The 22,719-nt window shown below is 58.7% G+C and carries 23 protein-coding genes and 2 pseudogenes; 14 read left to right on the top strand and 11 right to left on the bottom strand.

Annotation, left to right across the window (positions count from 1 at the left end; genetic code table 11):
• Window positions 1-3: 3 nt before the first annotated feature.
• Both ACZ45C_RS00200 and ACZ45C_RS00195 read left to right on the top strand, forming a co-directional pair.
• On the top strand, window positions 4-369 hold the full coding sequence (locus ACZ45C_RS00200) for a DUF7568 family protein (protein WP_008526065.1): 366 nt from the start codon (window positions 4-6) through the stop codon (window positions 367-369).
• Between the two features lie 73 nt (window positions 370-442).
• Window positions 443-838: a DUF7567 family protein gene (locus ACZ45C_RS00195; protein ID WP_008364319.1), complete on the top strand. Its 396-nt coding sequence runs from the start codon at window positions 443-445 to the stop codon at window positions 836-838.
• A 22-nt stretch (window positions 839-860) separates the two neighbouring features.
• Here the strand turns inward: ACZ45C_RS00195 and ACZ45C_RS00190 are convergent, their stop codons facing one another.
• On the bottom strand, window positions 861-1,724 hold the full coding sequence (locus ACZ45C_RS00190; RefSeq protein ID WP_239638541.1) for a hypothetical protein: 864 nt from the start codon (window positions 1,722-1,724) through the stop codon (window positions 861-863).
• Between the two features lie 207 nt (window positions 1,725-1,931).
• Here ACZ45C_RS00190 and ACZ45C_RS00185 point away from each other — a divergent pair, with 207 nt between their 5' ends.
• On the top strand, window positions 1,932-2,504 hold the full coding sequence (locus ACZ45C_RS00185; RefSeq protein ID WP_049908450.1) for a hypothetical protein: 573 nt from the start codon (window positions 1,932-1,934) through the stop codon (window positions 2,502-2,504).
• Between the two features lie 13 nt (window positions 2,505-2,517).
• Here the strand turns inward: ACZ45C_RS00185 and ACZ45C_RS00180 are convergent, their stop codons facing one another.
• Together ACZ45C_RS00180 and ACZ45C_RS00175 are read right to left on the bottom strand one after the other, a co-directional pair.
• Window positions 2,518-3,882 carry a restriction endonuclease gene (locus ACZ45C_RS00180; RefSeq protein WP_008364322.1) on the bottom strand — a complete coding sequence of 455 codons (1,365 nt, stop codon included), beginning with the start codon at window positions 3,880-3,882 and terminating at the stop codon, window positions 2,518-2,520.
• A gap of 432 nt (window positions 3,883-4,314) precedes the next feature.
• Complete coding sequence (locus tag ACZ45C_RS00175; RefSeq protein WP_144050372.1) at window positions 4,315-5,439, bottom strand: hypothetical protein; 1,125 nt, start codon at window positions 5,437-5,439, stop codon at window positions 4,315-4,317.
• A gap of 371 nt (window positions 5,440-5,810) precedes the next feature.
• On the opposite strand from ACZ45C_RS00175, the gene ACZ45C_RS00170 reads away from it, so the two are divergent.
• Together ACZ45C_RS00170 and ACZ45C_RS00165 are read left to right on the top strand one after the other, a co-directional pair.
• Window positions 5,811-6,635: a homing endonuclease associated repeat-containing protein gene (locus ACZ45C_RS00170; RefSeq protein ID WP_160162934.1), complete on the top strand. Its 825-nt coding sequence runs from the start codon at window positions 5,811-5,813 to the stop codon at window positions 6,633-6,635.
• 325 nt (window positions 6,636-6,960) lie between these two features.
• A pseudogene (locus tag ACZ45C_RS00165) lies at window positions 6,961-7,752 on the top strand (hypothetical protein); the annotation flags it as partial.
• A 213-nt stretch (window positions 7,753-7,965) separates the two neighbouring features.
• On the opposite strand, the gene ACZ45C_RS00160 reads toward ACZ45C_RS00165, so the two are convergent.
• Window positions 7,966-8,781, bottom strand: coding sequence for an IS5 family transposase (locus ACZ45C_RS00160; protein ID WP_464374304.1), 816 nt, complete (start codon window positions 8,779-8,781; stop codon window positions 7,966-7,968).
• Window positions 8,782-8,872: 91 nt separating this feature from the next.
• On the opposite strand from ACZ45C_RS00160, the pseudogene ACZ45C_RS00155 reads away from it, so the two are divergent.
• Window positions 8,873-9,247: pseudogene (locus tag ACZ45C_RS00155) on the top strand (hypothetical protein); the annotation flags it as partial.
• Between the two features lie 97 nt (window positions 9,248-9,344).
• Window positions 9,345-9,656 (top strand): hypothetical protein, encoded by a 312-nt coding sequence (locus ACZ45C_RS00150; protein WP_049908452.1) that lies wholly within the window; start codon window positions 9,345-9,347, stop codon window positions 9,654-9,656.
• A 54-nt stretch (window positions 9,657-9,710) separates the two neighbouring features.
• Here ACZ45C_RS00150 and ACZ45C_RS00145 read toward each other — a convergent pair whose 3' ends face one another.
• Window positions 9,711-10,064, bottom strand: a complete 354-nt coding sequence (locus tag ACZ45C_RS00145) for a winged helix-turn-helix transcriptional regulator (protein WP_082226606.1) — start codon at window positions 10,062-10,064, stop codon at window positions 9,711-9,713.
• 78 nt (window positions 10,065-10,142) lie between these two features.
• On the opposite strand from ACZ45C_RS00145, the gene merA reads away from it, so the two are divergent.
• The 5 genes from merA (at window position 10,143) to ACZ45C_RS00120 (ending at window position 14,548) form a co-directional block, all read left to right on the top strand.
• The gene (merA, locus tag ACZ45C_RS00140) at window positions 10,143-11,597 is read left to right on the top strand and encodes a mercury(II) reductase (RefSeq protein ID WP_008364327.1); all 1,455 of its coding nucleotides are present in this window, start codon (window positions 10,143-10,145) and stop codon (window positions 11,595-11,597) included.
• A gap of 178 nt (window positions 11,598-11,775) precedes the next feature.
• A complete protein-coding gene (locus ACZ45C_RS00135; protein WP_049908453.1) occupies window positions 11,776-11,991 on the top strand; it encodes a hypothetical protein in 216 nt (71 codons plus the stop codon).
• A 123-nt stretch (window positions 11,992-12,114) separates the two neighbouring features.
• Window positions 12,115-13,116, top strand: coding sequence for a DUF6610 family protein (locus ACZ45C_RS00130; protein WP_008364329.1), 1,002 nt, complete (start codon window positions 12,115-12,117; stop codon window positions 13,114-13,116).
• A gap of 70 nt (window positions 13,117-13,186) precedes the next feature.
• On the top strand, window positions 13,187-13,534 hold the full coding sequence (locus ACZ45C_RS00125) for a hypothetical protein (protein ID WP_008364331.1): 348 nt from the start codon (window positions 13,187-13,189) through the stop codon (window positions 13,532-13,534).
• Window positions 13,535-13,621: 87 nt separating this feature from the next.
• Window positions 13,622-14,548 (top strand): M78 family metallopeptidase domain-containing protein, encoded by a 927-nt coding sequence (locus ACZ45C_RS00120; RefSeq protein ID WP_008364333.1) that lies wholly within the window; start codon window positions 13,622-13,624, stop codon window positions 14,546-14,548.
• Between the two features lie 128 nt (window positions 14,549-14,676).
• Here ACZ45C_RS00120 and ACZ45C_RS00115 read toward each other — a convergent pair whose 3' ends face one another.
• A complete protein-coding gene (locus ACZ45C_RS00115; RefSeq protein WP_008364334.1) occupies window positions 14,677-15,435 on the bottom strand; it encodes a potassium channel family protein in 759 nt (252 codons plus the stop codon).
• A gap of 164 nt (window positions 15,436-15,599) precedes the next feature.
• Between ACZ45C_RS00115 and ACZ45C_RS00110 the strand changes: the two genes are divergently transcribed.
• Entirely contained in the window at window positions 15,600-16,415 is an 816-nt protein-coding gene (locus ACZ45C_RS00110; RefSeq protein WP_049908473.1) for a hypothetical protein, read from the top strand.
• Window positions 16,416-16,428: 13 nt separating this feature from the next.
• On the opposite strand, the gene ACZ45C_RS00105 is transcribed toward ACZ45C_RS00110, so the two are convergent.
• Window positions 16,429-17,232, bottom strand: a complete 804-nt coding sequence (locus ACZ45C_RS00105; protein ID WP_460559624.1) for a DUF6036 family nucleotidyltransferase — start codon at window positions 17,230-17,232, stop codon at window positions 16,429-16,431.
• Entirely contained in the window at window positions 17,229-18,155 is a 927-nt protein-coding gene (locus ACZ45C_RS00100) for a helix-turn-helix transcriptional regulator (RefSeq protein WP_017342112.1), read from the bottom strand. The genes ACZ45C_RS00105 and ACZ45C_RS00100 overlap by 4 nt, the downstream gene beginning before the upstream one ends.
• 139 nt (window positions 18,156-18,294) lie before the next feature.
• On the opposite strand from ACZ45C_RS00100, the gene ACZ45C_RS00095 reads away from it, so the two are divergent.
• The gene (locus ACZ45C_RS00095) at window positions 18,295-18,618 is read left to right on the top strand and encodes a hypothetical protein (protein ID WP_026046131.1); all 324 of its coding nucleotides are present in this window, start codon (window positions 18,295-18,297) and stop codon (window positions 18,616-18,618) included.
• Between the two features lie 285 nt (window positions 18,619-18,903).
• Here the strand turns inward: ACZ45C_RS00095 and ACZ45C_RS00090 are convergent, their stop codons facing one another.
• The 3 genes from ACZ45C_RS00090 to ACZ45C_RS00080 all read right to left on the bottom strand — a co-directional run bounded on the left by ACZ45C_RS00090 (window position 18,904) and on the right by ACZ45C_RS00080 (window position 22,685).
• Entirely contained in the window at window positions 18,904-20,250 is a 1,347-nt protein-coding gene (locus ACZ45C_RS00090) for an orc1/cdc6 family replication initiation protein (RefSeq protein ID WP_004595565.1), read from the bottom strand.
• Between the two features lie 711 nt (window positions 20,251-20,961).
• Window positions 20,962-21,258: a DUF3006 family protein gene (locus ACZ45C_RS00085; RefSeq protein WP_017342114.1), complete on the bottom strand. Its 297-nt coding sequence runs from the start codon at window positions 21,256-21,258 to the stop codon at window positions 20,962-20,964.
• Window positions 21,258-22,685, bottom strand: coding sequence for a lamin tail domain-containing protein (locus tag ACZ45C_RS00080; RefSeq protein WP_460559628.1), 1,428 nt, complete (start codon window positions 22,683-22,685; stop codon window positions 21,258-21,260). The genes ACZ45C_RS00085 and ACZ45C_RS00080 overlap by 1 nt, the downstream gene beginning before the upstream one ends.
• Between the last annotated feature and the right edge of the window lie 34 nt (window positions 22,686-22,719).

Below are 22,719 nucleotides of genomic sequence, written 5' to 3'. Positions count from 1 at the left end.
CTAATGCCTCGCATCACCAACTGGCGACGCGAGAGCCGCTCGCCGACGCTTGCGTATCGGAACACCGAGACCGGTGCGCGAGCCGTCCTGCATCGAGCCCCGGATTCCTACCGGTACAAGTGGCGCGGAGCAATCCTCGTCGACGGCTACCCGGTGTGGTCGCGGGGGTACGAGACGAAGGACGCGACGTCGTTCCGTGACGAACTCCGGGAGCGGCCGGCACCGGACCTCAGCTGCCCGGAGTGTCCGAACAACGACGTTCGCGTCGGCGAGAAGGCAGCAGACGGGGCGAAAATCCAGCGATGGTACGACTGCCCCGACTGTGGGTACGAAGCCCCCTCACGCATCGTCTACGGTGCCGAACGGTGAGTGAGTGAGCGGTGGGCGCTGTTTTTCGGCCGGGCACGAGGTGTTGGCCCGGTACGACCGGGTGAGTCAACCAATGAGTCTCGAAGTACTTGACCGACACAGCGAGGCACTGTTCGAGTTCCTCTGGTGTCCCGTCTGCGGGCAGGAGGTCTTCACCCACATCCCGTTCGAGGGGGTGTTCTGCAAGAACTGCAACACCCAGGTCGAACTCCAGGAATCCCGAGAGACGCGCGGCTACGAGGAGGCCGTGCTCGCCTGCTTCGATTCAACCACGACCTGGAACCTCCACGTCGACGAGAAACTGCGGCGCGACCTGCCTGATGGGTCGGCCCGCGTGAAAATCTTCGGCGCACCGGGCGCCTACAAGGTCGACTGGTGGAGTCCAGAGCCGGGGGAGGACTGGGAACCTGTCGAGCGCGGCGAGTTCGACGACGTCGAGGAACCATCAGAGGTGTCGCATCTGGCGTAGAGCACGCGTTAAGGCGGTAAATTTACGCCTGACACACGTCGCAGGACCCGCATCCACGAGGGGTTCGCTCGTCGAAGTAGAGACGGCGCCATCGAGCAAACTGATCCGCATACGTGTCCTTGCTGTACGGGAATTGGTACAGATTGACCCCGTCCGGCAGGTCTGTGATTTCGGGCGCGTCTACGCCGGGAAATCCGTTACGAAACACGAGATCTTCTGTTTTGGACACCAGCTCAGGAGCAACTGTGGATGGGTCCGAGGCCTTCAAGAAGTAGAGTGATGGGATGAACTCTTTCGGGTCGAAGAATCCGTTGGCGTGCAGAATCCACCCACAGAGCCACAGATACGCCTTCTCACTGGAGAAGAAGACTCCGTAGTGGTTGTCCGATTGCCGGCGTTTGTACACGAACACGGGGAGACCATAGCTGAAGCCGACCCGCGTTGGTTCTGCGTGGATATAGCAGTCCTCACGGTCGATATAGTGGACCAGTGGAGCTTGACACAGCTTGCCCGGGTGCTCACCAGTACCGATCTGCTCCCACAGCTCCGAAACGGAGGCCACGTCGGCGCTCTCGTCCTCGAGAGTCGTATCATCGATTGCACGATGGACGGGCGCAGCAGACTGAATCTCCTCGGGGAGATCGTCGCTGGACAGCTTCGCCGTCTCTCGGTCAGGGAGTGTCCGATAGAAGTGTTTATAGAAGCCCTCACGACGCCGTTTATCGGCGAGTGTTTCACACCGGGCGCAGTCCTCGATGAACATCGCTGGTACCACCCGGTCTGGATTCTCGGCGGCCTCCTCGTACAGACTAAGCTGCCGTTCGGCCCGACTGGCAATCTCATCTGGATCGGGGAGTGGTGAGCCCCTCTCAGACTCCGATGACATACGCATACCTTTGGGCTGGAACAGCATCAGTTTCCGAGCAAGGACCCCGCCCGACCGCTGTCTTGCGAATCTCAGAATTCATTTTTAACCGGGTTTAAGTTGTCCAGTGACAGCCATTCGGCGAGACTCCAGCGACTCCACTCGATTCAGGAGAAGTTGTTTCTGCGCCGGCGATGGGTGCCGGCGCACACGCGTCGGCGGTGATCGATGTCGACACGAAGTCAACTCCGATTCATCCAACGGAGCGAGCCCGCAGACGAACAGTCCGAAACCGACCGCATCGCACAGATCTACCGTCACTCGGATGGCTATCCCGACAGCGTCCTCCGTGACCTTGTCCAGATGAAGGAGCTGCTCGACGAGACACGAACAGAGCGCGGGCCTGCGTACGCCGCTGCCCAGTTCCTCTTCCTCGACACGCTATCGACGATGACCCTCTACGTGGACGAAGGGCGTGATCGGAGCATCCACGCTGACCACCCCTCGGATCTCCTCGAGCCGGACAATATGGAGCACCTCGACCAGCCGATGTTCCTGCTCGGACACGGCGTCGAGAACCCAGCCGACGGCATTCACGGCGACGAGGAGTATCTCTACGTCGTCGAGCTCCCGACCCGGAACCCGTTCGAGGAGCCGTTCGAGTGGACCGTCAAGGTGAGTGGTCACTCCGCCTTCCCGCGCTGGGATGGTCCGACCGAGAAAGCCTTCGAGCGGGCCAGCTGGCAGTTCCACGGCCCGCTTGAGCAGGCGCTCGAAGAGATAGTCGCTGAGCCGGCGTGAACGCTTAGCCCGCTCAGATGATGCCGCCGATGACGAGTAGTCCGACGACGACCAGCAGCGTCGCGACAACGCTTCCCCCGGCCAGCCACTTGTTCTCCATCGCCTTCTCGTGAAGCGGCATCGCGGCGTACTCCTCACGGAACGCTTCGAGGTTCTCCTCGTCGTAGAAGTACTTCGTCTTCAGCGCGAACCGTTCCGTCACCGCACAGCCCGTACAGACCGGCTCGCCTTCCAGCCGCTCCGTTTTGATGTGGCTGGAGCAGGCGATTGCCCCGCAGTTCGAACAGTAGGTGTACGTCTCGTCGCCGCCGCTCGTGTCACAGTGGACGCAGCGGTGGATGCCGTCCTCGGCTGTTACTCGTGACGGGCCTGCCGCGTAGTACTCGTAGGGGTAGGTGTACTCCTGGAGGTCGGTCGTGTGCCGAACCTCGGGGAGGTACACTGGTTCGATCGATTGGACGGAGATGTCCGAGCGGTTCGGCTCGCAGGTCTTGTCGTACGTGACGTTGTTGTCGCCGGTGTAGGTGACCGTCGTCGTGTGGTGTTGCTGGAGGCGCTCGACGGCCCACTCCTTGTACTCCGTTTGGGTCTGTCCGAACCGGCGCTCCTCGACGTCGTCGAACACCTCTCCGAACTGCTCGGCATCGAGGTCGACCGTCGCGTAGAGATTCTCGGTGACCAGCGTCCCGACGTCCTCCTCGACGACCTGCGGCTGCCCGCGTTCGGCGTGGGCGACGAATCGGGTCCGGTCGTTGATCCGGTGGACGACGCCCACCGACGTCTCGAAGACAGCGTTCGTGTCCGCGGTGACCGCGACCACCGGGCGGAACGTCACCGATGAGTGTGGGTCTGGGAGGTCGGCGGCCTCGATGTTCTCGATGTCGCGGAACGCCTCCGTGACTGGCGCGTCGACGTCGGCGGCCGGATCGTACGGGCGGAGCGTCTCGTCGCAGAGAATCTCGATGCGACCGTTGTAGAGGTCGAGGCCGATCTCGTCGGCGATCTCCCGGAGGTCCTCGCCATCGAGCAGCTCGATCGGGTGTGGGTCGTCGTTCTGCTGGAGGCGGTTTGCGTACTCCTGAGCAGGGTTCGTAAACCGGCCGGTCGTGACGACCATTCCGCGTTTCGCGCCGTCGAAGTCGAATGTCGCGATGGCGGAGTGGAGCTTCTGGACGACCGGCCGCCCGACCGTCCCCGTGTGCTTGCACTCGACGATGATCGCGCGCCGCGTGCCGTCGACGACCTCCTCCATAATGACGTCGCGACCCTCGTCAGCCGTGCGGTCGGCCTGGCGGACGTTCTCGTAGCCGAGGTTGCGGAACACGTCCTCCATCACGTCCTCGAACTCGAACCCCGAGAGATCGTCCAGTACAGCCATCCTCAATTATGTGGACAGTACGTTGCAACTGCCAAATACGTTGCCGAACGCTACGCCGTCCTGTTTGTGGAACCCCTGAGAGGGGTGCGGGGGTCACCGAACCGCCCGCGAGCAACGATGAACGGAAATGTACCTATGGCCAGTTCGGAATCGGTTCCAGTCGCATCGCCCGGTCAGTCCCACCGAGACACAGTCGAGTACGTCGGCTTCCGCGTCGACGGCCAAGCCGTCGTGCTGAACCTCTCGGAGCATCGGCGACTCTCCCTCGAGCGCAGTCTGGACCTGGTCAACCACAGTTCGAGAGACTACTCAAATCGAGTTACGAGAGGAAAGTTCTAGAGGAGTTCTCCAGACGAGATGGTTGATTAGTCAGTAGAGATTGCTTCATGCCAGATCACACTCAGATATAGAACGAAGAATCCACTAAAAGTACTACACTTTAAGTTGGTCTTGGACTCGGTCTGTAGACAGACCAAATTCAAGCAGACTCGCTCTTTTTTCCTCTAATTCCTCTGCCCACTCTGAATCACCCTCGAAGAAACGCAGTACATGGGGGTTGTTCCTAAAGAAGAGGCCTGCAACCTCTCCAAAGTCAGATAAAGCACCTTCAGGAGAGTCTATTTTGAATAATTTCCGGCGCTTCGACATTCTCTTCAGAGGGTTTGGATTCCGCAATTCACGGTTTACGTGACGGTCAATGAAATCATCAAGAGTTCCATATGAACGGAGTGCCCCATCTAAGTGGAAACATCGCTCACACTCCTCATCTACAATCGCATGTAGATATCGGGTATAATACTTCAACATTTCATCAGCAAGACTCGTATGTAATGAGTGCCGGATTCCTGTTCGCGGCATCAGTTCCTCAATCTGCAGATGCCACTTACCATCTCTTTTTTCAAAATAGAACTCAGTTCGGTCTTGTAATCCGTGATCATAGCTCTCAGTCCCCTTCTGAATGAAGAACTCGTGCCCAGATCTATCTTGAAGCTCTTGTAAAGTTTCAGGGCCACGCCAATGAGCGGCTAGTTTCGATTGACGAGTAGTGTCTGGTAGACCGATTTTTGAATATGTGATTGGAACGGCGAGATTAACAGCCTCTGCTCGGGCTTGGTTCAGTTTTCCAACCAAGCGATAGTTCTGGGAAAGTCGGGAACAAAGAATTAGATAGTGATTCTTGTATTCGAAGCTATTCTTATTCATATCAGCCTCGGGAGAGACTTCGATTAAGTCCCCAGAATTTCCACCAGTGAATTCGGGATAGGTCTCTTTCAGAATCCCTCGTTTTTGTGCAACAGCGATATCCCAAAGGTAGTAGCGACACTCTCTAGTTTCATCAATCTCGATTTGCTTTGCCAATTCTCGCTCAACTTTGACTCTGGAAATGGCCTCGTGGTCAGCCACGATTGATTTCAGAGATTCATACTCTTCCATCAGCTCTTCAGACGCAAAATTCCCGAAGCTCAAGCTTTTCACACGTATATTTTCTTCCTCACATAGAGAAGCCACAGTCCCCATTTGCTCCAATAAATCCGGAGGGACTTCGTCAGTAGGCATTATTGTGGCTAACTTTCGGGCACATATGAATTTTGCCACCATAGACCGGTTGTAGGCCTCTAACCAGCTGTTTCCTCAACTCGAAGAGAATAGAGGGCGTTTTACTGAATCCAGTTTGTGGATGGTAGTTTCATAAACACCTCAGAATATGATGGCCCTGAGATTCAAGTACGATTTCGGGTCGATAGTGTTTATTTCCCCCGAGAGGGGTGCGGGGGAACTCACTCCCCATCACCGAGTTATGACTGATTCAGAGTACCCCTAGCGAGACGAATCGCTCCGTTGTAACCCCAACTGGAAGCAGGAGTTGAGGATAGGGTCGAGAGTTTATAACCCATTACGGGGGAACCGCGGAGGGAGGTGACGTAGCGTTGACCGACCACATCTGTGACTACTGTGGCGAGGCATTTGCGACTTCCAACGAGTTGGGTGGCCACGTAACCGCGGTCCATCGTCGCGACCAGATCGTAACGGACGCAGACGTAATCCTTGACGATATTCGGCGTGTCGCAGACAAATTAGGGAAACCGCCGACAGCAAAGGAGATGAGCGAGCACGGAGAATACTCCCAGCGCGTCTGCCAGAATAAATTCGGGAGTTGGAACGAGGCGCTTCGTGAGGCTGGCTACGCTCCAAATCGGAAATTCCGACTCACCGATCAGGACCTGGTGGACGAGATTGACCGGCTTGCGGAGCAGCTCGGTCGCCCACCATCAAGCGGGGAGATGGATCGGATTGGGAAGTATCACAGATGGACGTATGACCACCGGTTTGGCGGGTGGGAAGAGGCACTCACCGAAGCTGGCTTCTCACAACCACGGTCCTATCAAGAACGTTTAGAGATCCCGTACGGGCCAAATTGGCCGGAGCAACGGCGGCAAGCATTGGAACGTGATGACTTCCGGTGCCAAACGCCGTGGTGTGAGATGACTCAAGCGGATCATCAAGAGCAGGTCGGAAAGGACATCTCTGTCCACCATTTGATTCCGCGGAAGTTCTTCGTCGGCCCGGACGGGCAGTTTGACCATGAACAGGCGAATCGAGTCTCGAATCTCGTGACGGTCTGCTCGAAGCATCATCTCATCTGGGAAGCCGTCGCCCCGCAGCGGTTGGATACGATTGTCGACGCCACACAGCCACCAGAGCGAGGTGGGCCGGACGGCGTTGCTCTCGCCCTACGAGGGGATGAGGGGTAACCCCCTCGTGATTCAAATGCGAGAGACAGACGAGTCTATCCCGACGCCCAATACAGACGGTCTCACGAACAGAGAACGGCTCCGGTGGCACCTCACTAGTGCCCTCGCAAGCGCCGAGTCGGCGGGAACGATAACCCACCTCCGAGGAGCCCTTGCAACGTATCGGAATCTTCCGCCGTCACCACTCGTCGAGTGTCCGCTCTGTGGGAAAGTCGGGCTTCCAGAGCGAATCCAAATTCACGAATGTCGACAGGCGTAGCGTCGTTTTTTGCGCCTCGATGGGTGGAGGCGCAGATCAGAACGCTTCGCGCCTTCGGAGGATGCTATGAAAGACCCAGAGGAAGCTACGGTCTTCGCAGGCCTCGATGGGCGAACCGAGACTGAACTACCCGAGTGGTACGCCGATCAACACGGAGGTCCCGAACCAATCAGCTTCAGTGAGGCGATTCGAAACCTCCCGCAGGCAGTCAATACAGCGGTCGCGTATCGCAACCCGTACAACGACGAATGGATTGAAACGGAGCGATTCAACGCCATCGTCGAGCCGTCGCGCTTGCAAGCAGAAGCGGATGGGAACACCGAGGCGGAGTCACTATTTCACATCCCGACTGACTCCTACTCGATCATCAACCCGGTCGACGTCTACGGGCCGCTAGAGGAGGTCCTCCGCGAGGAGACCATCGACGGGACCCCGCTGGGCGAGGTGATGTTCGGCGAGATTCGGCGCTACCGGGGCGGTGGCGAGGTCCATATGGACATCATGTTCGACGGCCTCGAGGTGCGCCTGCCCGGTCGGTCGGACCCGATTACGATGGGCGTCACGTCGGGCTACGACTTCTTCGGCGAGCACGCCGTCTACGTGGAGGGGTTCGCTCAGGATGGCTACTGCTCGAACACGATGCGCTCGCTCACCGACAAGGAGGTTATCAAGCACGTCGGCGACGTGCGGAACTTCCGCACCTGGTGGGAGGAGCTCCTCGCACAGGTCGAACTCGTCGCGGACGACCTCTTCGAGTTCATCCGGGACGCCCAGGATATCGACCTCGACTTCTCGGAGCTCCCGTTCACCGTCACGGAGTTCTACACCCTGTTGGGGTTCCCGGACTACCTGGCTGAGTGCCTTGTTGAACGCAAGACAGCGTCGGGGTAGGGTCGGTAACTCACGGTTTCACGGCGTTAAAGCACGGTTCTTACACTCAGAAGATGTAGTAGCTGCCGCTGACGGTGTTGCTCGAAGAGTCAAAACTATGCCATCTTACTCCCTTGATCAGATGACGATGGCGATGCCTCTCCCAAATATGTCCGGAGAAGGGGGAGCAGGCGGCGAGCCCTAACTCGCCGCCTGCGTTAGGTTATGGATGATGCACTTCCGCGTGAGCTCCCGGAACTGGCCGTGCCAGCTCCGGGAGCGTAGCTTCTCGCCGTCGTCTTCCTTCAACTGCGAGAAGCCCGTTTCACTCATCCAGCGCTGGTTGTAATCCTCATTCATCCGGGCGTTGTGAGCCTTCTGTAGCGGTGTTTGCTCTCTGTGCTTGATCAGTGGTCGCGTTGAGTTGGAGCGACACTCCTCACGGAGATCGCTCCATGAGTAGTTTGCGTCGGCAGATAACACGCGCAGGTCTTCCGCGTTCCGGCGGAAGACCTGCATCCCAATATGACCGTCCCATGCCTTCTGCGTCGTGAAATGAACGTCCTTGATCGCTAGCGAATTCACGTCGATCAAAATCGTCGTCTTCATCGACTGAAACGAGAAGTCTGCGCGGTCGCGGTAGTGGTAGCTGGTTTGATCGCGTTGAAAGCCGCTTGCGTCAATTGCGGCTTCACCACTCCAGCCCGCCTGCTCCGCCGAAGCGCGGAGCAGGCGGCGGAGTTCACGCATTCGGTACTCCTTTTCCCACCGACAAAACGAGCTGTAGTGCGGTGCGTCGTCAAGATCAAACACGGCGAGGACGCCGGGCATTTCGTTGAGGTAGTCTTCGGTCTCACGGAGACTCTTCTCCAGTTCGACGCGGTACAGGATCAACGCGATCTGCACCCACTCGGCGTACCCGTCCGCGCCGTCCGGCGCGGCGGGTACGTCCGGATCATCAACATGCTGTTTGGCAAGATCTCGACACATCCAAGCAAGCCGTCTGAGCGATGCCATATCGCCAGACGGCGTCCATTTCCGGGTTAATCTAACGGAATATTACAGTAAGAGCGTCTGAGAACGTCGTCACTAGGCGGCAAAACAAGGCATGGCTGAGCGTGCCGCCGGCGATGCAGAAGCCAACGCCGCGTCACCGTTCGAGATCGATATGTGGACGCTGCATTCCGGCGCGACGTACGCTCTCACCCACTTCTTCCAGGGGAAAGAGGGGGCATCCCTCGATCAGTACGTTCGGATCGCCAACGACATCCTGTTCAATCCGGAAGGCACGATTGAGCGCGTCGAGCAGTCGTACGAGCAGCAGCTAGAGGCGGACGGTGACGACGGGTCACAGGCGTCGCTGGCCGGTGAACGAGCGCTGGCGAGCATCGAGCGCGTCAGCGACGACCTGCAGGAGAAAGTCGAGCAGTTCGAAGAACGCGAGGACGCGCTGCGTGAGCGGTTCCAAGAGGCGATGGGCTAAGAGCAGTCGGAGAGAAGACTCGCCAGGCGTGCTTCCGTTCTAGCGGCTGGAATCCACTGCTGACAGTATTAAGTGAGTAGGGGCGTACCCAGAGACCATGTCTATTGAGCATAATCCGACTCTCGACGCGCGAGAGCCACAGCAGGGGGATATAGAGACTTTTGAAGAGTTGGAGTCTGGTGACTCGGTCAAATTCTTTGAATGGCCCGTCGAGCCGTTGACCGTGATCGACTGGGAAGAAGACGATAATGTCGGGAAGCGAGTACGAGTGGAAGCAGAAGGCGGCGAGTCGTTTCTCTACCAGGTAGACGGCCACCTCTGGCATTACGTCCCTGAGGACGAGTTCGCAGGAGAAAGGAATCCCTTCCCAGTCCAGAATCTCACAGTACTCGAATCCCCAGAGGCCTAACCAGACTTGAGGGGAGTCCGTGGAGAATTGGTTCCTCTTTTGGAATGGCTTGGTTTACGCATTTCCGCTATTTTCTGTCGCCCACTCGAGTAACGGTTCCAGTCGCGTTCGAACCTCGTCGCCATCGTCGGTCAACGCATATTCGACACGCGGCGGGATTTCATTATACTGCGTCCGTGAGACGATCCCTGCCTCCTCAAATTCGTCGAGGCGTTTCGAGATTGTCGAGGTACTCGCCGTTGGGAGGTGCTCCTCGATCTCCGCGAACCGCAGTGAGTCGTGTGCGCCGATGATGCTGACGAGTTGCATCGCGTATTTCCGGCTCAACGTGTCGATAACTCCTGTGAGCGGACAGTAGCACGTCCCCTCGACATCGCACGCGGGCGCTGATGAAGTAGTATCTGCCATAGCTTCGTAGCCTCCAACCTACTCTATGGCTTTGGACTCTGGAGTATAAGAACTTCCCGTCGTAAAGTATAGACACAGATGGCCCAGACGTCCGACTATGATCTCGTGATTCTCGGCGGTGGCGCCGCAGCCTTCGCCGCGATCACTGAAGCGAGCCGGCGGGACCTCTCGACTGCGATGGTGAACACCGGCCTTCCCATCGGCGGGACGTGCGTGAACGTCGGCTGTGTCCCGAGCAAGCATCTGCTCGCCGTCGCCGAGAGCGGCGCTGCAGAGTCGGAGAGCCCCTTCGACGCCGTTCGATACCCTGAGGAACCGACTGTCGACTGGGCCGACGCACTCGACGGCACCGACGAACTCGTCGAACGGTTCCGGCAGGAGAACTACGTCGACGTCGCAGAGCATTTCGAGACCGACATCTACGAGGGCTACGGCCAGCTGGTCGGCGACACAACCATCGAGGTCGTCGACTGCGACGACGAGGGCGTACGCATCACTGGGGAGAAGGCGCTCGTCGCGACCGGAAGTTCACCGTGGGCGCCATCCATCGACGGCCTCGGCGGCGTTGACTACTACACGAGCGAGACCATCCTCGAGGAGCGCGACCTCCCCGAGAGCATCGTGATGCTTGGTGGCGGATACATCGCGCTGGAGTGGGGCCAGATCCTCCACCGTGTCGGCGTCGATGTGACGGTTCTCCAGCGCTCCGGTCACGTGCTCTCAGATATGGAAGGTCAACTCGGCCGGGAGATGCAACGAGCCTTCCGCGAGGAAGGAATCGACGTCGTGACCAGTAACGACTTCCAGCAGGTTCAGGATGTGGCTACCGACAGTGGTGCTGACCCTGGTCAGAAGGGCGTCGCTGTGGAGACTGTCATCGAGGGCGAGGAGCGAGCGTTCACCGCAGAGGCGTTATTCGTCGCGACCGGCGTCCAGCCCAACAGCGAGGACATCGGCTTGGAAGCAGTCGGCGTCGAGACCGAATCCGATGGTGCGATTCGTGTCGACGAACATTTCCAGACGACCAATCCCGACATCTACGCGGCGGGCGACGTGATCGGCGAACCCGAACTGGAGACGGTCGCCGCCAAGGAGGGCAATCACGCCGTCAAGAACGCCTTCGGGGACGAGGGCGTCAGCATCGATTACGACGCGGTGCCAGCAGTCGTGTTCACCAGCCCGGAAGTCGCCGCGGTCGGGACGACCGAACTGGAGTACATGGACGAGCACGGAACCTGTTCGTGCCGAACCGTCCAGATGGCGGATGTCCCGCGAGCGAAAGCCGTCGAGAACACGGATGGCCTCGTCCAGGTCGTCAAACACCACGAGACCGACGAAATCGTCGGCGTCCACATGGTTGGCCCCCGTGCCGCTGACATGATCATGGAAGCGACGCTGGCGGTGAAGTTCGGCCTCACCGTCGACGACATCATCGATACCGTCCACCCGTTCCCCACATTCAGTGAGGCGTTCAAACACGCCTGTCAGGCGTTTCGGCGGGATACGTCAACGATGAGCTGCTGTATCGAATGAAACCGGCTCATGGCCACTGGTAGCGATATAAAGTGATTCGAAGTCACATGGGAAGAGGATTTTCTGATCCGGGATTCCAGCAGGGGATCATCGCTCGGCAGCCACCCTTTGTTGGAAGACCTGGCGACGCTGTATAGAGTGTCGTTTTTGTGGCCCTCAAGGGGTGGAGGGCACCGATATGGAGAGAACAGACGACGCCGAAAATGACGAATTCCCGCCAGAAAAGCGGCTTGAAGCACCGAACACGCGCCTGATCAAGGCAGGGATCGCGACGATTCCGGATATGGAAACCCTCCAGGAGTGTGTTGCCTACGAGAACGCCCACCAGAATCGAACGCAGATTCTGCGCCGGCTCAAGTGGAAGGCTGAAGAGCTGCGTGAGAACGAAGAATAAGCTCTATTCTTAACCAACACACTCCGCGTGAGTTTCCCTATTGTTGGTTAACTGCCTGAGTCTCGGTTTTTCGGGCCCCTGAGAGGGTGCGGGGCAGCCAGCAGCGGCCTCGCGAGCCTAATCATGTCCCTCAAGCTGGGCTCCAGCGCCAGCACCGCCCGCGAAATCGCCGCCGCCAGACAGGCAGACTACGTGGCGTTTCTGCATCGAGCGCCGTTTGTCGTCGACGCTGTCGACCTCGGCTTCCTTCCCGGCTTTCGCGAGGACTGTGGGTACCAGGAGACGCAGTATCAGAACCTCAGCCTCCCCGTTGGGATGCTCGACAACGATTTCCGGAATCCCGATCTGGAGCGGTTCGTCGACCGTTTCTTCGAGTACGAACCTCAGGTCGGGGTCATCGGGGACGTCGACGAAATCGACAACGTCGACGCCCACGTCGCTGCGGCTCGTGAGATACAAGCGAGCTATCCAGAGGCCGAGCTCATCGTCGTTCCGAAGTCGCGGGCGGTGATCGACGCGATTCCCGAGACCCTCGTCCTCGGGTATTCACGAGGATACGCCGACCGCCTGGCCCACGAGTTCTCCGACCCAGCCGATTGGAGAGGGCGGCGCGTCCACATCCTCGGCGGGAGTCCGCCCAAGCAGCTCGACGCCATTCGACAGCTGACCAGACCGACACTCACCGACGAGCCACCAGCCGACATCATCGGCGTCGACTGGAACGGGCTGCATCACGGCGCACAGTTCGGTGAGTTCTGGACGGCCGACGGCTGGGACGACAGCGGTCGCGACGCCGACCACGTCACCGTGCGAAAGACGGTGCGCCACAGCCTCGCTCGCGTCCGTGAGTTTTGGAGAGCCCACGGAATCTGGCCCGAAACGACACCGCAAAAAGAGGGGCTCAACGTCGAGTACGAGGGTCCGAGTCCTGCCGATCTCGAGGACGCCGCCTGTACCGAGTGCGGGACGAACGTCTGGCGAACTCGCCGCGGCCCGTACGTCGCCGAATACGATACCGGCGCAATCTGTGGATACTGCAGTTACGAGTGCTACTTCAGCCACCGTCACCGGAACAATCTGGAGGAGATCGCCGGCGAACAGAGCGTCTACCTCCCGCCGGCGTGACTTCGCGACCTGTTTTTCGTGCCCCCGAGAGGGCGAGGGCTCCTTCGAAAGCTCTCAGAGGTGACTTCCAGTGAGTCAACAACAGCGTCCCGACAACGTCTCGATCGACGATATTCCCGTCGATATCGACAACACGCAATCAGCGGAGGTCGATCCCGCCGACGTCCCCGACGAAATCGAATCCATCACCCGTGGGCTCGCCGGTGAGCAGCCGACGACGAATCCCATAGTGGTTCTCAAGGCGGCCCGGTGGTGGTACATTCACGGCAAGGGCGGCACGGATCCCGCCTTCCAGTGGGCCATCGAGTGGGCGCGTCATCTTGCGACCGACACGCCCAGTGACGTCGAGCGGTTCGACGAGTTCCTCGATTACCTCGTCACGGTCGGCTTTGCAGACGAACGCCACGAGCTCCGCTGACCGACAGAGCGGTTTTTTGTGCGCCCCAGAGGGGTGCGGCGCGGTCTAAACAGACGCAGTCGCCGTAAACTTGATTCGGTGAACACAATGGCTACGACCAGTGATTCGTCGGTCTCCTTCGAGGAGACCGACACGCGATCCGACGAGATGAACAGCACTATCGAACAGTGGATCGACGACCTCGTCGCTGGCGTCGACGACGCACAGGCCAGCGCGGAGTTCCAGGAGTGGCTCGACGTCCAGAGCCGCTTCCACGACTATTCCTACCGGAACACGCTCCTCATCAAGCGGCAGTATCCCGAGGCGAGCCGGGTGGCGGGCTACCGGACGTGGCAGGAGGAGTTCGACCGCCACGTCACGGAGGGCGAGTCGGCCATCTGGATCTGGGCGCCGATCATCACCAAGCAGTGCCCGGAGTGCGAGAATTCGCCGAGCTATCACGAGGATAGCGACTGTGACTACGATGAGACGCCGCCCGAGGAGTGGTCCGAGGGCCTGGTCGGGTTCAAGCCCGCGCCGGTGTTCGATGTCTCCCAGACCGAGGGCGAGCCGCTTCCCGACCTGGACACGGAAGCGACCGGGGACGCCGGCGACCTCGTCGAACAGCTAACTGCCGCCGCTGATGACCTCGGCGTGACGGTGCGAATCGTTCCAGCCGAGGAGTGGACCCACGGCGAGGCGAAGGGGATCTGCGAGCAGCTGAGCCTCGTCGACGTCCAACCGCTCGTCGAGGTGCGTGATCGGGAGAACGAGGCCGACCTTGCGCGGACGCTGATTCACGAGTACGCGCACGCCCTGCTCCACTTCGACGTCGACGACGACACCGAACGGGCGAAACGCGAAGTCGAGGCCGAAGCAGTCGCGTACGTCGTCGGGCGCTACTGCGGGCTCGACACGAGCAGGTCAGCGTTCTACCTCGCTGCGTGGGAGTCCGACGATCCCGAGATCATTCGCGAGCGCCTCGGCCGGATCAGTCGGACGGCAGAGAAAATCATCGACCTCCTCGAGGAATAATTCTCTCGCCCATTCGATTAACCAACAGAGGGACACGTAGTTTTGTATTGTTGGTTAATGTGATGTCGCCATTCTTTCTGGCAATTCCACGTCCTAATCAGGAGGTTAAATTCGGGGACTGGTTCCTGTTATTGTTCAATGAGCTGTTTTTGCTCTTCGAGTGTTTCCTCGTGGTCTTCAACAGCATCGTCCCGAGCCTCTGCATCACCACTGAGCCGGTCTGACAATTCTTTGAGACGGTCTTGTTTCCCATAGAGGACGAGCGTGTCGTCCGGTTTCGTCTCCGTATCTGGTTGTGGCGCACCAATATATGAATCATCACGACGAATGCCGAGTATCAACACCCCTTCGCGTGGTAAATCCAGCTCCGAAATCGATCCCCCTGCCAGCCAATCGCCCTCGCTGATTTCCACCTCCGCCACACGATATTCGCGTTGCAATCCGAGTAACTGAGCATAATCCGAGATCTCCAACTCTGTCGTCTCATTCAGCGCCCACTCAATAAGCGGCGTCACAAGGCGGTTGAACCACCGACTCCGTGCGAACAGAATAATTACACCGGCGCCACCGAGAATGTACAGTAAGTTCAACAGGTCGTCGCCACCAGTTCGCGTGAACGAAAGGATAAGTGACGAAATTGCACCGAGGAGTCCAATACTGCCGAGCCGAATGAGCGCCTTCACGGTTTTACGGCGGCCGACGGTGGTGATAGCCTGTTCTGCCTCTTCGGTCGTATATCCGGCTCCAGAGAACGCTGACGTGGCTTGGAAGGAGGCCACATCTGGTGACAGGCCCGTCATCTCCAGTGCAATCGAGCCGGTACGCACAATCAACAACGACAGCGCGAAGATGATCAGCAGTGACAGTATCGAGTACGTGGCAACCATACCTAGTGTAGCGTCCCCATATCTGTAAATAGCACCGCCTACGCGAACACTACACCCTTAGTGTCTATAAGCAGTCATTCTGAGTGAAAAACAGTCCATCAGCTACACGGGAGTTTTTCTGCGCCCGCGGAGGGGCGGAGGCGCGTTCTGACCTCCGTCGAATGATGACTGAACCCTATCTCACGACGGTCCTCGAGGAAGCCGAGCACGTTGCCGAGCAGCATGACCAGGTCGCTCGAACGACAGACAACCAAGCCCACGAGTACCTTCGATACGCCGTCCTCCGGGTGCTCGAAGGCGAGGCGGAACACCTCCCGGCGGACTGGACGCCGATCGACGGCGTGACCGTCGGCTACGGGAGCGACGAGGCGATGTACAATAGCTGGGGCTCCAGCGAAGACTGGTGGGAGATCGTCCCGCCGCAGGTGGCGTGTACCCGCTTCCGGGTGTTCTTCCCGGACGACCACCAGACGGTTCCCCGCGACATCGTCGACGTGATGGCCGCGCTCGGTGCCTGGCGCGTCTGGACTGGGTGCGCAGCGGCGTGCGGCTCCTACGACCATCGCGAGCGCCGCGAGGTCCACTACCTGTGGCCGGAAGGCCATCCGGTGGAGGGACTGCTCCACGAGCGGCTCAGTGGCCCTGTGGAAGCCGTCGCTCCGGACGGGGGTCGAACGGGCGACGTTCGCGACCGACTGGTCGTCGACGAGAACGCAGAGTCACAGGACGATCTCGAGCCCCGCACGAAGCGTGCTGTCGCCGAAGCGATGGACGTCTCACTCCTCTCGAAAGGTGGCCGCTACGAGGTGCAGTCTGCGTCCGGGAACCGGTACGAAGTCGACGTCATCGACGAATCGTGTACCTGTCCCGACTGGCAGCAGCGCTCACCCGAGGGCGGCTGCAAACACCTGCGTCGCGTCGATCACGAGATCAAACGGGGCCGTGTACCCCGACCAGACGGCCGCCTTCCCTCCCCCTAGGATAACGATTGAGCTACTCCACGGGACGGACTGTCTCGCCATCTCGTTGGACCCGGTCGAACGTTGAGAGATACGCAATCCGGTCCCGAACCTCCTCGTCATCCAGCTCCAGTTCCGCGGCCAGTTCGTCGACGGTCATCGGCTCGTCGAGTGCTTGGAGGACTTCGAGCCCCCGGTAGTACCGATTCGTGAGCTCCTGGACGCGGCCCTCGATCGGCGTGGTCACCCCGTACCGCTCCTCGAGTTCGACCAGGGCCTCATTCGCGAACGTAGCAAACTGATCGTCCTCCAGGCGTTCGATCTGGGCTTCGAGTTCAGCCCGGACGACGTCGTAATCGAGGCCGGCCTGCACGAGCATATTCATGTCCTCGATGTCGTCGTCGCGGCCGGCGATCGCCTTGAACAGGAAGATATCTTCGTTGCTGACCAGCCGGACCGTCAGTCGCTCCGTGTCGAGGAACGGCTCACTGCGTTCTTGTATCCCATCGGTGAGTACGAGCTTGTTCGCGACCTGTTGGTTGAAGATGTCGAGGCGACACCCATCGTCGTTCTCGACGCAGCTCGTCGCCCCCAGCGCTCGGTAATCTGGATCCAGCGATTGTACCTCCGCATACCCGAGGTCCATCAAGACGGCCCACAGCTGGCCGTACGCGTCGCCATCCGGGACGACCAGATCGATATCTTTCGTCGCCCCCTTGAGGTCGCGCAGCGACATCGCGCCACCACCGATCAGGTAGACCGTGAGCGGTTCAGATAGCCCGTCCCCGATTCGCTGGAATTCGTTCTCGATGTACTCGCGGCCGAATGTTGGTCTCATTGTGGTAGTGGCACCTCGTAGTCAGCCGCCAACTCCTGGAACTCGTCCCACTCTGGGAGCCGGTCGTCGTCGACCTCGCCGTGCGTCTCGAGGTAGCGGAGCAAGGCGTCGATTTCGTCTTCGAGGCCATACTTCGCCGCCTGCTCTCGGAGATCCTCCTCGTCGACGTCGACGTGGCTGAGCAGGAGGAGACAGTACGAGCGGTGGCGGCTGCCGTCGTCGATCAGCAGCGTGTGACAGCAGAGCTCCGCCGGTGAGACTGCGTCGAGGTCCTCAGAGTAGACGTAGTAGCGGTGGCCGGTAAGCAGGAACTGGAGGTCGAAGGCCGCGAATCGAGCGAGGCCGGTTTCGTGGAACGCCTCCGCGTCGATCTCCGTTTCGGCCTGTGCGAGGAATTCGTCGTAGTCCTCCCAGAGAATCGTGCCCTTCGGGGCGACGGCTTCGAGGCGTTGGCGATGCAGATGGTGTGCGAGTTCACGGGCGAACGCGTGTAGGCGGTCGAAGTCGGCATTGAACTCGTAGTGGCCGTCGACGGTCCCGACAAGCCCACGGTCGCGAAACCGCTTGAGGACCCGGTTGACCGTGTTGCGGTAGTTGTCGCTCCGGTCGGCGATCTCGGAGACGGTTCGCGGCTGGTCGAGGTAGTACAGCACCTCGAGTGCCTTGCCGGTCAGTAGCTCGGGGAAGTCAATGTGGGTGTGCTGACGAACGAGGTCCTGGTAGAGCTCGACGGCGCGAGCATCCGACGGGATGACTCGTTTTCGGCGGCCGTCGCGTTCCGTGTAGACGAGCCCCTTCTCGACGAGGTCGGCGACGGCACGAGAGAGGTAGCTCTCGCTGTGGTCGAGCTTCGTCGCGAGCTCGGAGATCGTGTCGCCGCGGTCGACCGTGGCGAGGACCTCGAGTTCGATGCGCCGGAGCACGGTGTAACATAGGACGAAACTTATGTATAAAGAAGTTTCGGGTAGTGTTACAGTCAGAATCGCGAGAACCGTCTCCATCATCTTAACCAACAAAACTATGGATTCGCGGATCGTGTTGGTTAACACGAGGCGATCGCTGATGTCCGACAAGCCACCGACGCCGCCGGCCGACCTCTCGACGGAGATGGTCGACACCCTCAACGATTACAACCCCGAGCAGCTCCGGTACGTCGCACGCTACGCCGAGGCGTTGGCAGCGCACAAAGCTCGCGGCGGCCACGTTGACGAAGCGCCGGATGACGACGGGGCCAACGAGCGGCCGGATGACCTTCCGGACGACGTCCCGGCGAAGGCGACGATCACAATCAAGGAGATCAACGATAATCGCTACTACTACTGGCAATGGCGCGAAGGTGAAACGGTGAGGTCCAAATATAAAGAGCCGGTCAATCCTGACGAGTAGATCAGGTATCAAGCCGGATATCGATATCTTCACACCCCGTGTGCGATATGAAATCTACAAAGATATCTGGTTTGTACCCCCCGTGTGCGAGATGATTCTATGCTCGTTTTGGACGGACTCCGTGTGAGAGATGAATTAGTTGACGAATCAAGCCCGACACCCCGTGTGCGAAATGAAATCGTGTATACTATTGTCAGACATAGATACCGAGACCGACAACAGATCTCACACAATCACACCCCGTGTGCGAAATGAATCGGGCTGGAGTTGCGGTAGCGCTGGGCGCTACTTGCCCTCGAAGAAATCATCTATCTGTGCGTTGACAACAGACTTGATGAGATCACCCTCATCGTCTGCCTCCTCGAGCCGAATATCAGCCCGGAGGGTTTCAGCAACCACCCCTGGATCGTCAACGAACGAGTACTCTTTGTGAACCCCGCTCCCGTAGCCGCGGCCTCGTTTTTCTGAGGTGACGAAGTTGTACGTCTCCGCCTCACTCATATATCGGAGATAGGAGTCGCGTGATTTTGTATCAGCGTCAAGTAGCTCAGTGAGATACTGATACACACGATATGCGACCGTGCTGGGAACAGCGTTCAGGTTGCGCTGTGAGTAGACGGGGACGATCGCGGTTGCGTACAGTGAAAGCTTCTTTTGGGTCGAGAGCCCCTGCATCTGCGTCAGTGTCCGATCCCGTTCCGCCTCTTTCTGAGCATCGCGAACGTGTCCTTCATGAACAGTCTCTTCACCCTCTCGGTCCGCAATCTCGCCGGCTTTTCGGAACAGATCGATTGCTTTCCGCGCGTCGCCGTGGTCCTGCGCGGCAAACGCTGAGCTAAGTGGAATGATACCGTCTTCAAGCACATCCTCTCGATACGCATCGCGACGTCGGCGAAGAATGGACTGGAGCTGGTCCGCATCGTAATCGGAGAAAACGACATCCTGCGGATTGAACGAGCTCTCAGCTCGTCCGTCGAGGTTCTCCATAAACCGGGGGTCGTTTGTGAGCGCAGCAACGGAGACGTGCCCCTCGATCTGGCCGAGCTGTGAGGCTCGAGAAAGCTGATACAGCAGCTTTGAGTATGCTGGTTCGTCGTTCGGGTCCCGCTGGCGGCCGACCAAGAGATCAACCTCATCTAAGATGATAATAACCGAGTCGAAGTTGTTGCTCAGGACTTCATAGAACCGGTTGAGTTTCTGATCGGTCGAGACGCCGCTCTGAGGAACACCGATTTCAACGCCGGCTTCATTGGCTGCGTTTTCCACGAGACGATAGACGGCTCTGTCGTGGGACTTGATTGTCTGACAGTTGATCTTAATAACCCCAAACCGGTCGTCTTGGGCGTTCGCGAGTTCAAGCACCTGCTGACAGACCGCGTTGATGATGAGTGACTTCCCCGTCCCAGACGGGCCGTAGAGAAGCATATTGGGTGGGCGGTTCCCCTGTAACGCCGGACGGAGATAGGTGATGATGTCGTCCAGCTGGTCATCACGCCCAACGATCCGGTCCTCGTCGATGACGGCATCCGGGTCAAGAAGCCCCTTATCTCGAAACACCGAGTTTTGAACGCCCTCCTGGAGGCGACCTTTGATGGATTGTGAAAGGGACTGTTGATCCTCGCCGTCAGCCATATTTGTGGGGTTAGGCCGAAACTATAAATAAATATGGGTACCGTGTGCGAGATTAAATTTGGTGAATTCTACCGATACAGACGGTATTACGAAGGGCGACCAAATTAATGCCGTAACCGCGGGCAAGATCAATTAGTCGGAGTGACCACCCGTGTGCGAGATGAAATGTTGATCAGATCGTCGACCTGCTGTTGACGTCAAGACGAGACAGACGATCTCGGTGGCAGTACTCTCTGTCCCGACCAGCCGTGTCGATAATACCGGTTGAGGATCTAGGGTGGAGTCTGACCGCGTCGGGAAGTTACCCCCACACCCCGTGTGCGATATGAATTTGCCGAGACGGTGGGTAGCGACAACCCACTCGGACATCTCGAAATTGGATGAGAGAGCTCGTAAGAAGGCGTAAACCCGACAGAGGTGCCAGGTACACGGAGGCGTAAACCCACGGACGAACTCGGTTATTCCACGAAACATTTTAACCGATTTTAGCCTTATTGCGGCTATGGTTGATAGAGTGACTACCTAAAGTTTTCTATTTAATATAGCTTATCCCAATATCAGCGCCTTGGAGGCCTCTTTATAGTAAAAACGCGGGTTTCCGATGCTTCACGGGCTCTCCTTCTTGCTACCCCTCCCCAGCATCTTGCCGATTTCATATCGCACACGGGGTGTGGGGGTTCGACCTCGTTGGAGTTGTGATTCACCGACCAGTTAGGATTCGTCTTTCGAGGGTGGCCGCCTTGATAGCCGATCAAACCGATTCTGAGCGGCCTCGGACCGTGTTTCCGTCTTCTCAGAGTCGTAGTGTGTTTCATCAATGATACCGTCCACGACCGTGACTGAGAGGATCGCGTCAGCATGCCGCCCGTCTTCTGGCAATATACTTGCGTCCATGACGGCGTCTCCCACTTCATCATCGTCATGTTCGAAGAACACCGTCGCGAGCCCATCTTCAATCGAATCAACAACCGCAATGTACTCGCCGTCCGGCAGATCGATTGTGCTCATCAGTAGCTCTCCTCCAGCACTCGGTCGCCCTCGTCCGTACTTACAATCACCGTATCACCATCATTGTTCCAGATTGGCGACCCCGACCCCCAGTACAGCTCACCGTCGGTTGCGGTGCCACTCCCAGTGTACAACGTCACCGTCTCATCAGGCCCCAGCGTGAACCCATCTGGGATCGTGTACGTGTGGTCGGCGTCGTCTGCGACTGTCCAGCCTGACAGATCAAGCGGTTCGGAGCCGGTATTCTCGAAGACGACGTATTCATCGTTGAGGTTGTCACCATCTCGGCCTTCAGCGTCCGCGTTGATCTCTGCGACAGCGAGCGTACTGGTGTTGGAATCCACGTCAGAACCAGACCCGGAATTGGTTTCTTCTGGCTCCCCACCAGCGTCTATCTCGCTAGTGCCCTCACCACCGATCCGAACGCGTTCAGTGACGCCGCCTGCGGTCCCGGGCTCGACGGCACCGCCATCACGGATGTCGAGCGGATCAGTTGGGGCTGTCTGTTGTGTCTGAACGGAGACGGCTTCGCCATCGCTCACCAGCACGATATTCCCATGTGTGGCGGTCCAGTACGTGGGAATTGAACGGTCAGACAGCCGCTCAAGGACTTCGTCGTTCGGGTGGCCGTACTGCGAGTCGTACGCACTTGAGATGACCACCGCCGCTGGCTGAACGGCATCAAGGAACGCCCCACTCGAGGAGCTGGCCGAGCCGTGGTGGCCCGCTTTGAGAATCGTCGATTCGAGCTGGATTCCGTACGTGTCGACGAGGTATTCTTCTTGATCATCCTCGGCATCTCCTGAGAGGAGAAAACTCGTCTCGCCGTGGGTGAGTTTGAGCACGATGCTGTTCTCGTTGCGGGCTTCGTTTTCGAGATACGGTTCTGGTGGACCTAAGACGTCGACGTCAACACTTCCGAACTCAACCGAGTCACCTTCTCGGGTTTCGTACAGCGTCACGTCGTGAGTCTCGATTGCGTCAAGGTACTCGGCATAGGTCTGTGTGCTGGCTGCGATCCCGGGATCGTAGACGGCGCCGATGCCGTCGGCGTCCGTCTCGTAATACTCGATGATAGCGGCGTTGCCGCCGATGTGGTCGGCGTCGTTGTGGGAGGTAACGAGATGATCGATTCGCGTGATATCGTGGGCTTGGAGATACTCCAAGACGTATTCGCCGTCATCGTTGTAGTGGCCAGTATCGACGAGCATCGTCTCGCCCTCGGGCCCCACAATGAGCGTACTTACTGACTGCCCGACGTTGATGTAATGGACTTCGAGCGTTCCGTTCGCAGGCGTGGCTGTCGACTCATTTCCGGTATCCGGGGTACCTACGGACGGGTCGCCGGGAACCGCTCCTGAACAGCCCGCAAGGAGAACGATCCCGACGATAATGAGGAGTCGACCGCGACTCCCGATTGAACTCATAGTAGACGACTCTTCTCTAGCAATAAATCCCTCT

The sequence above is a fragment of the Halorubrum pallidum genome (assembly GCF_055380345.1).
Note: the sequence above shows the minus strand (reverse complement) of the source record. Positions and strands in the feature narration are given on the sequence as shown.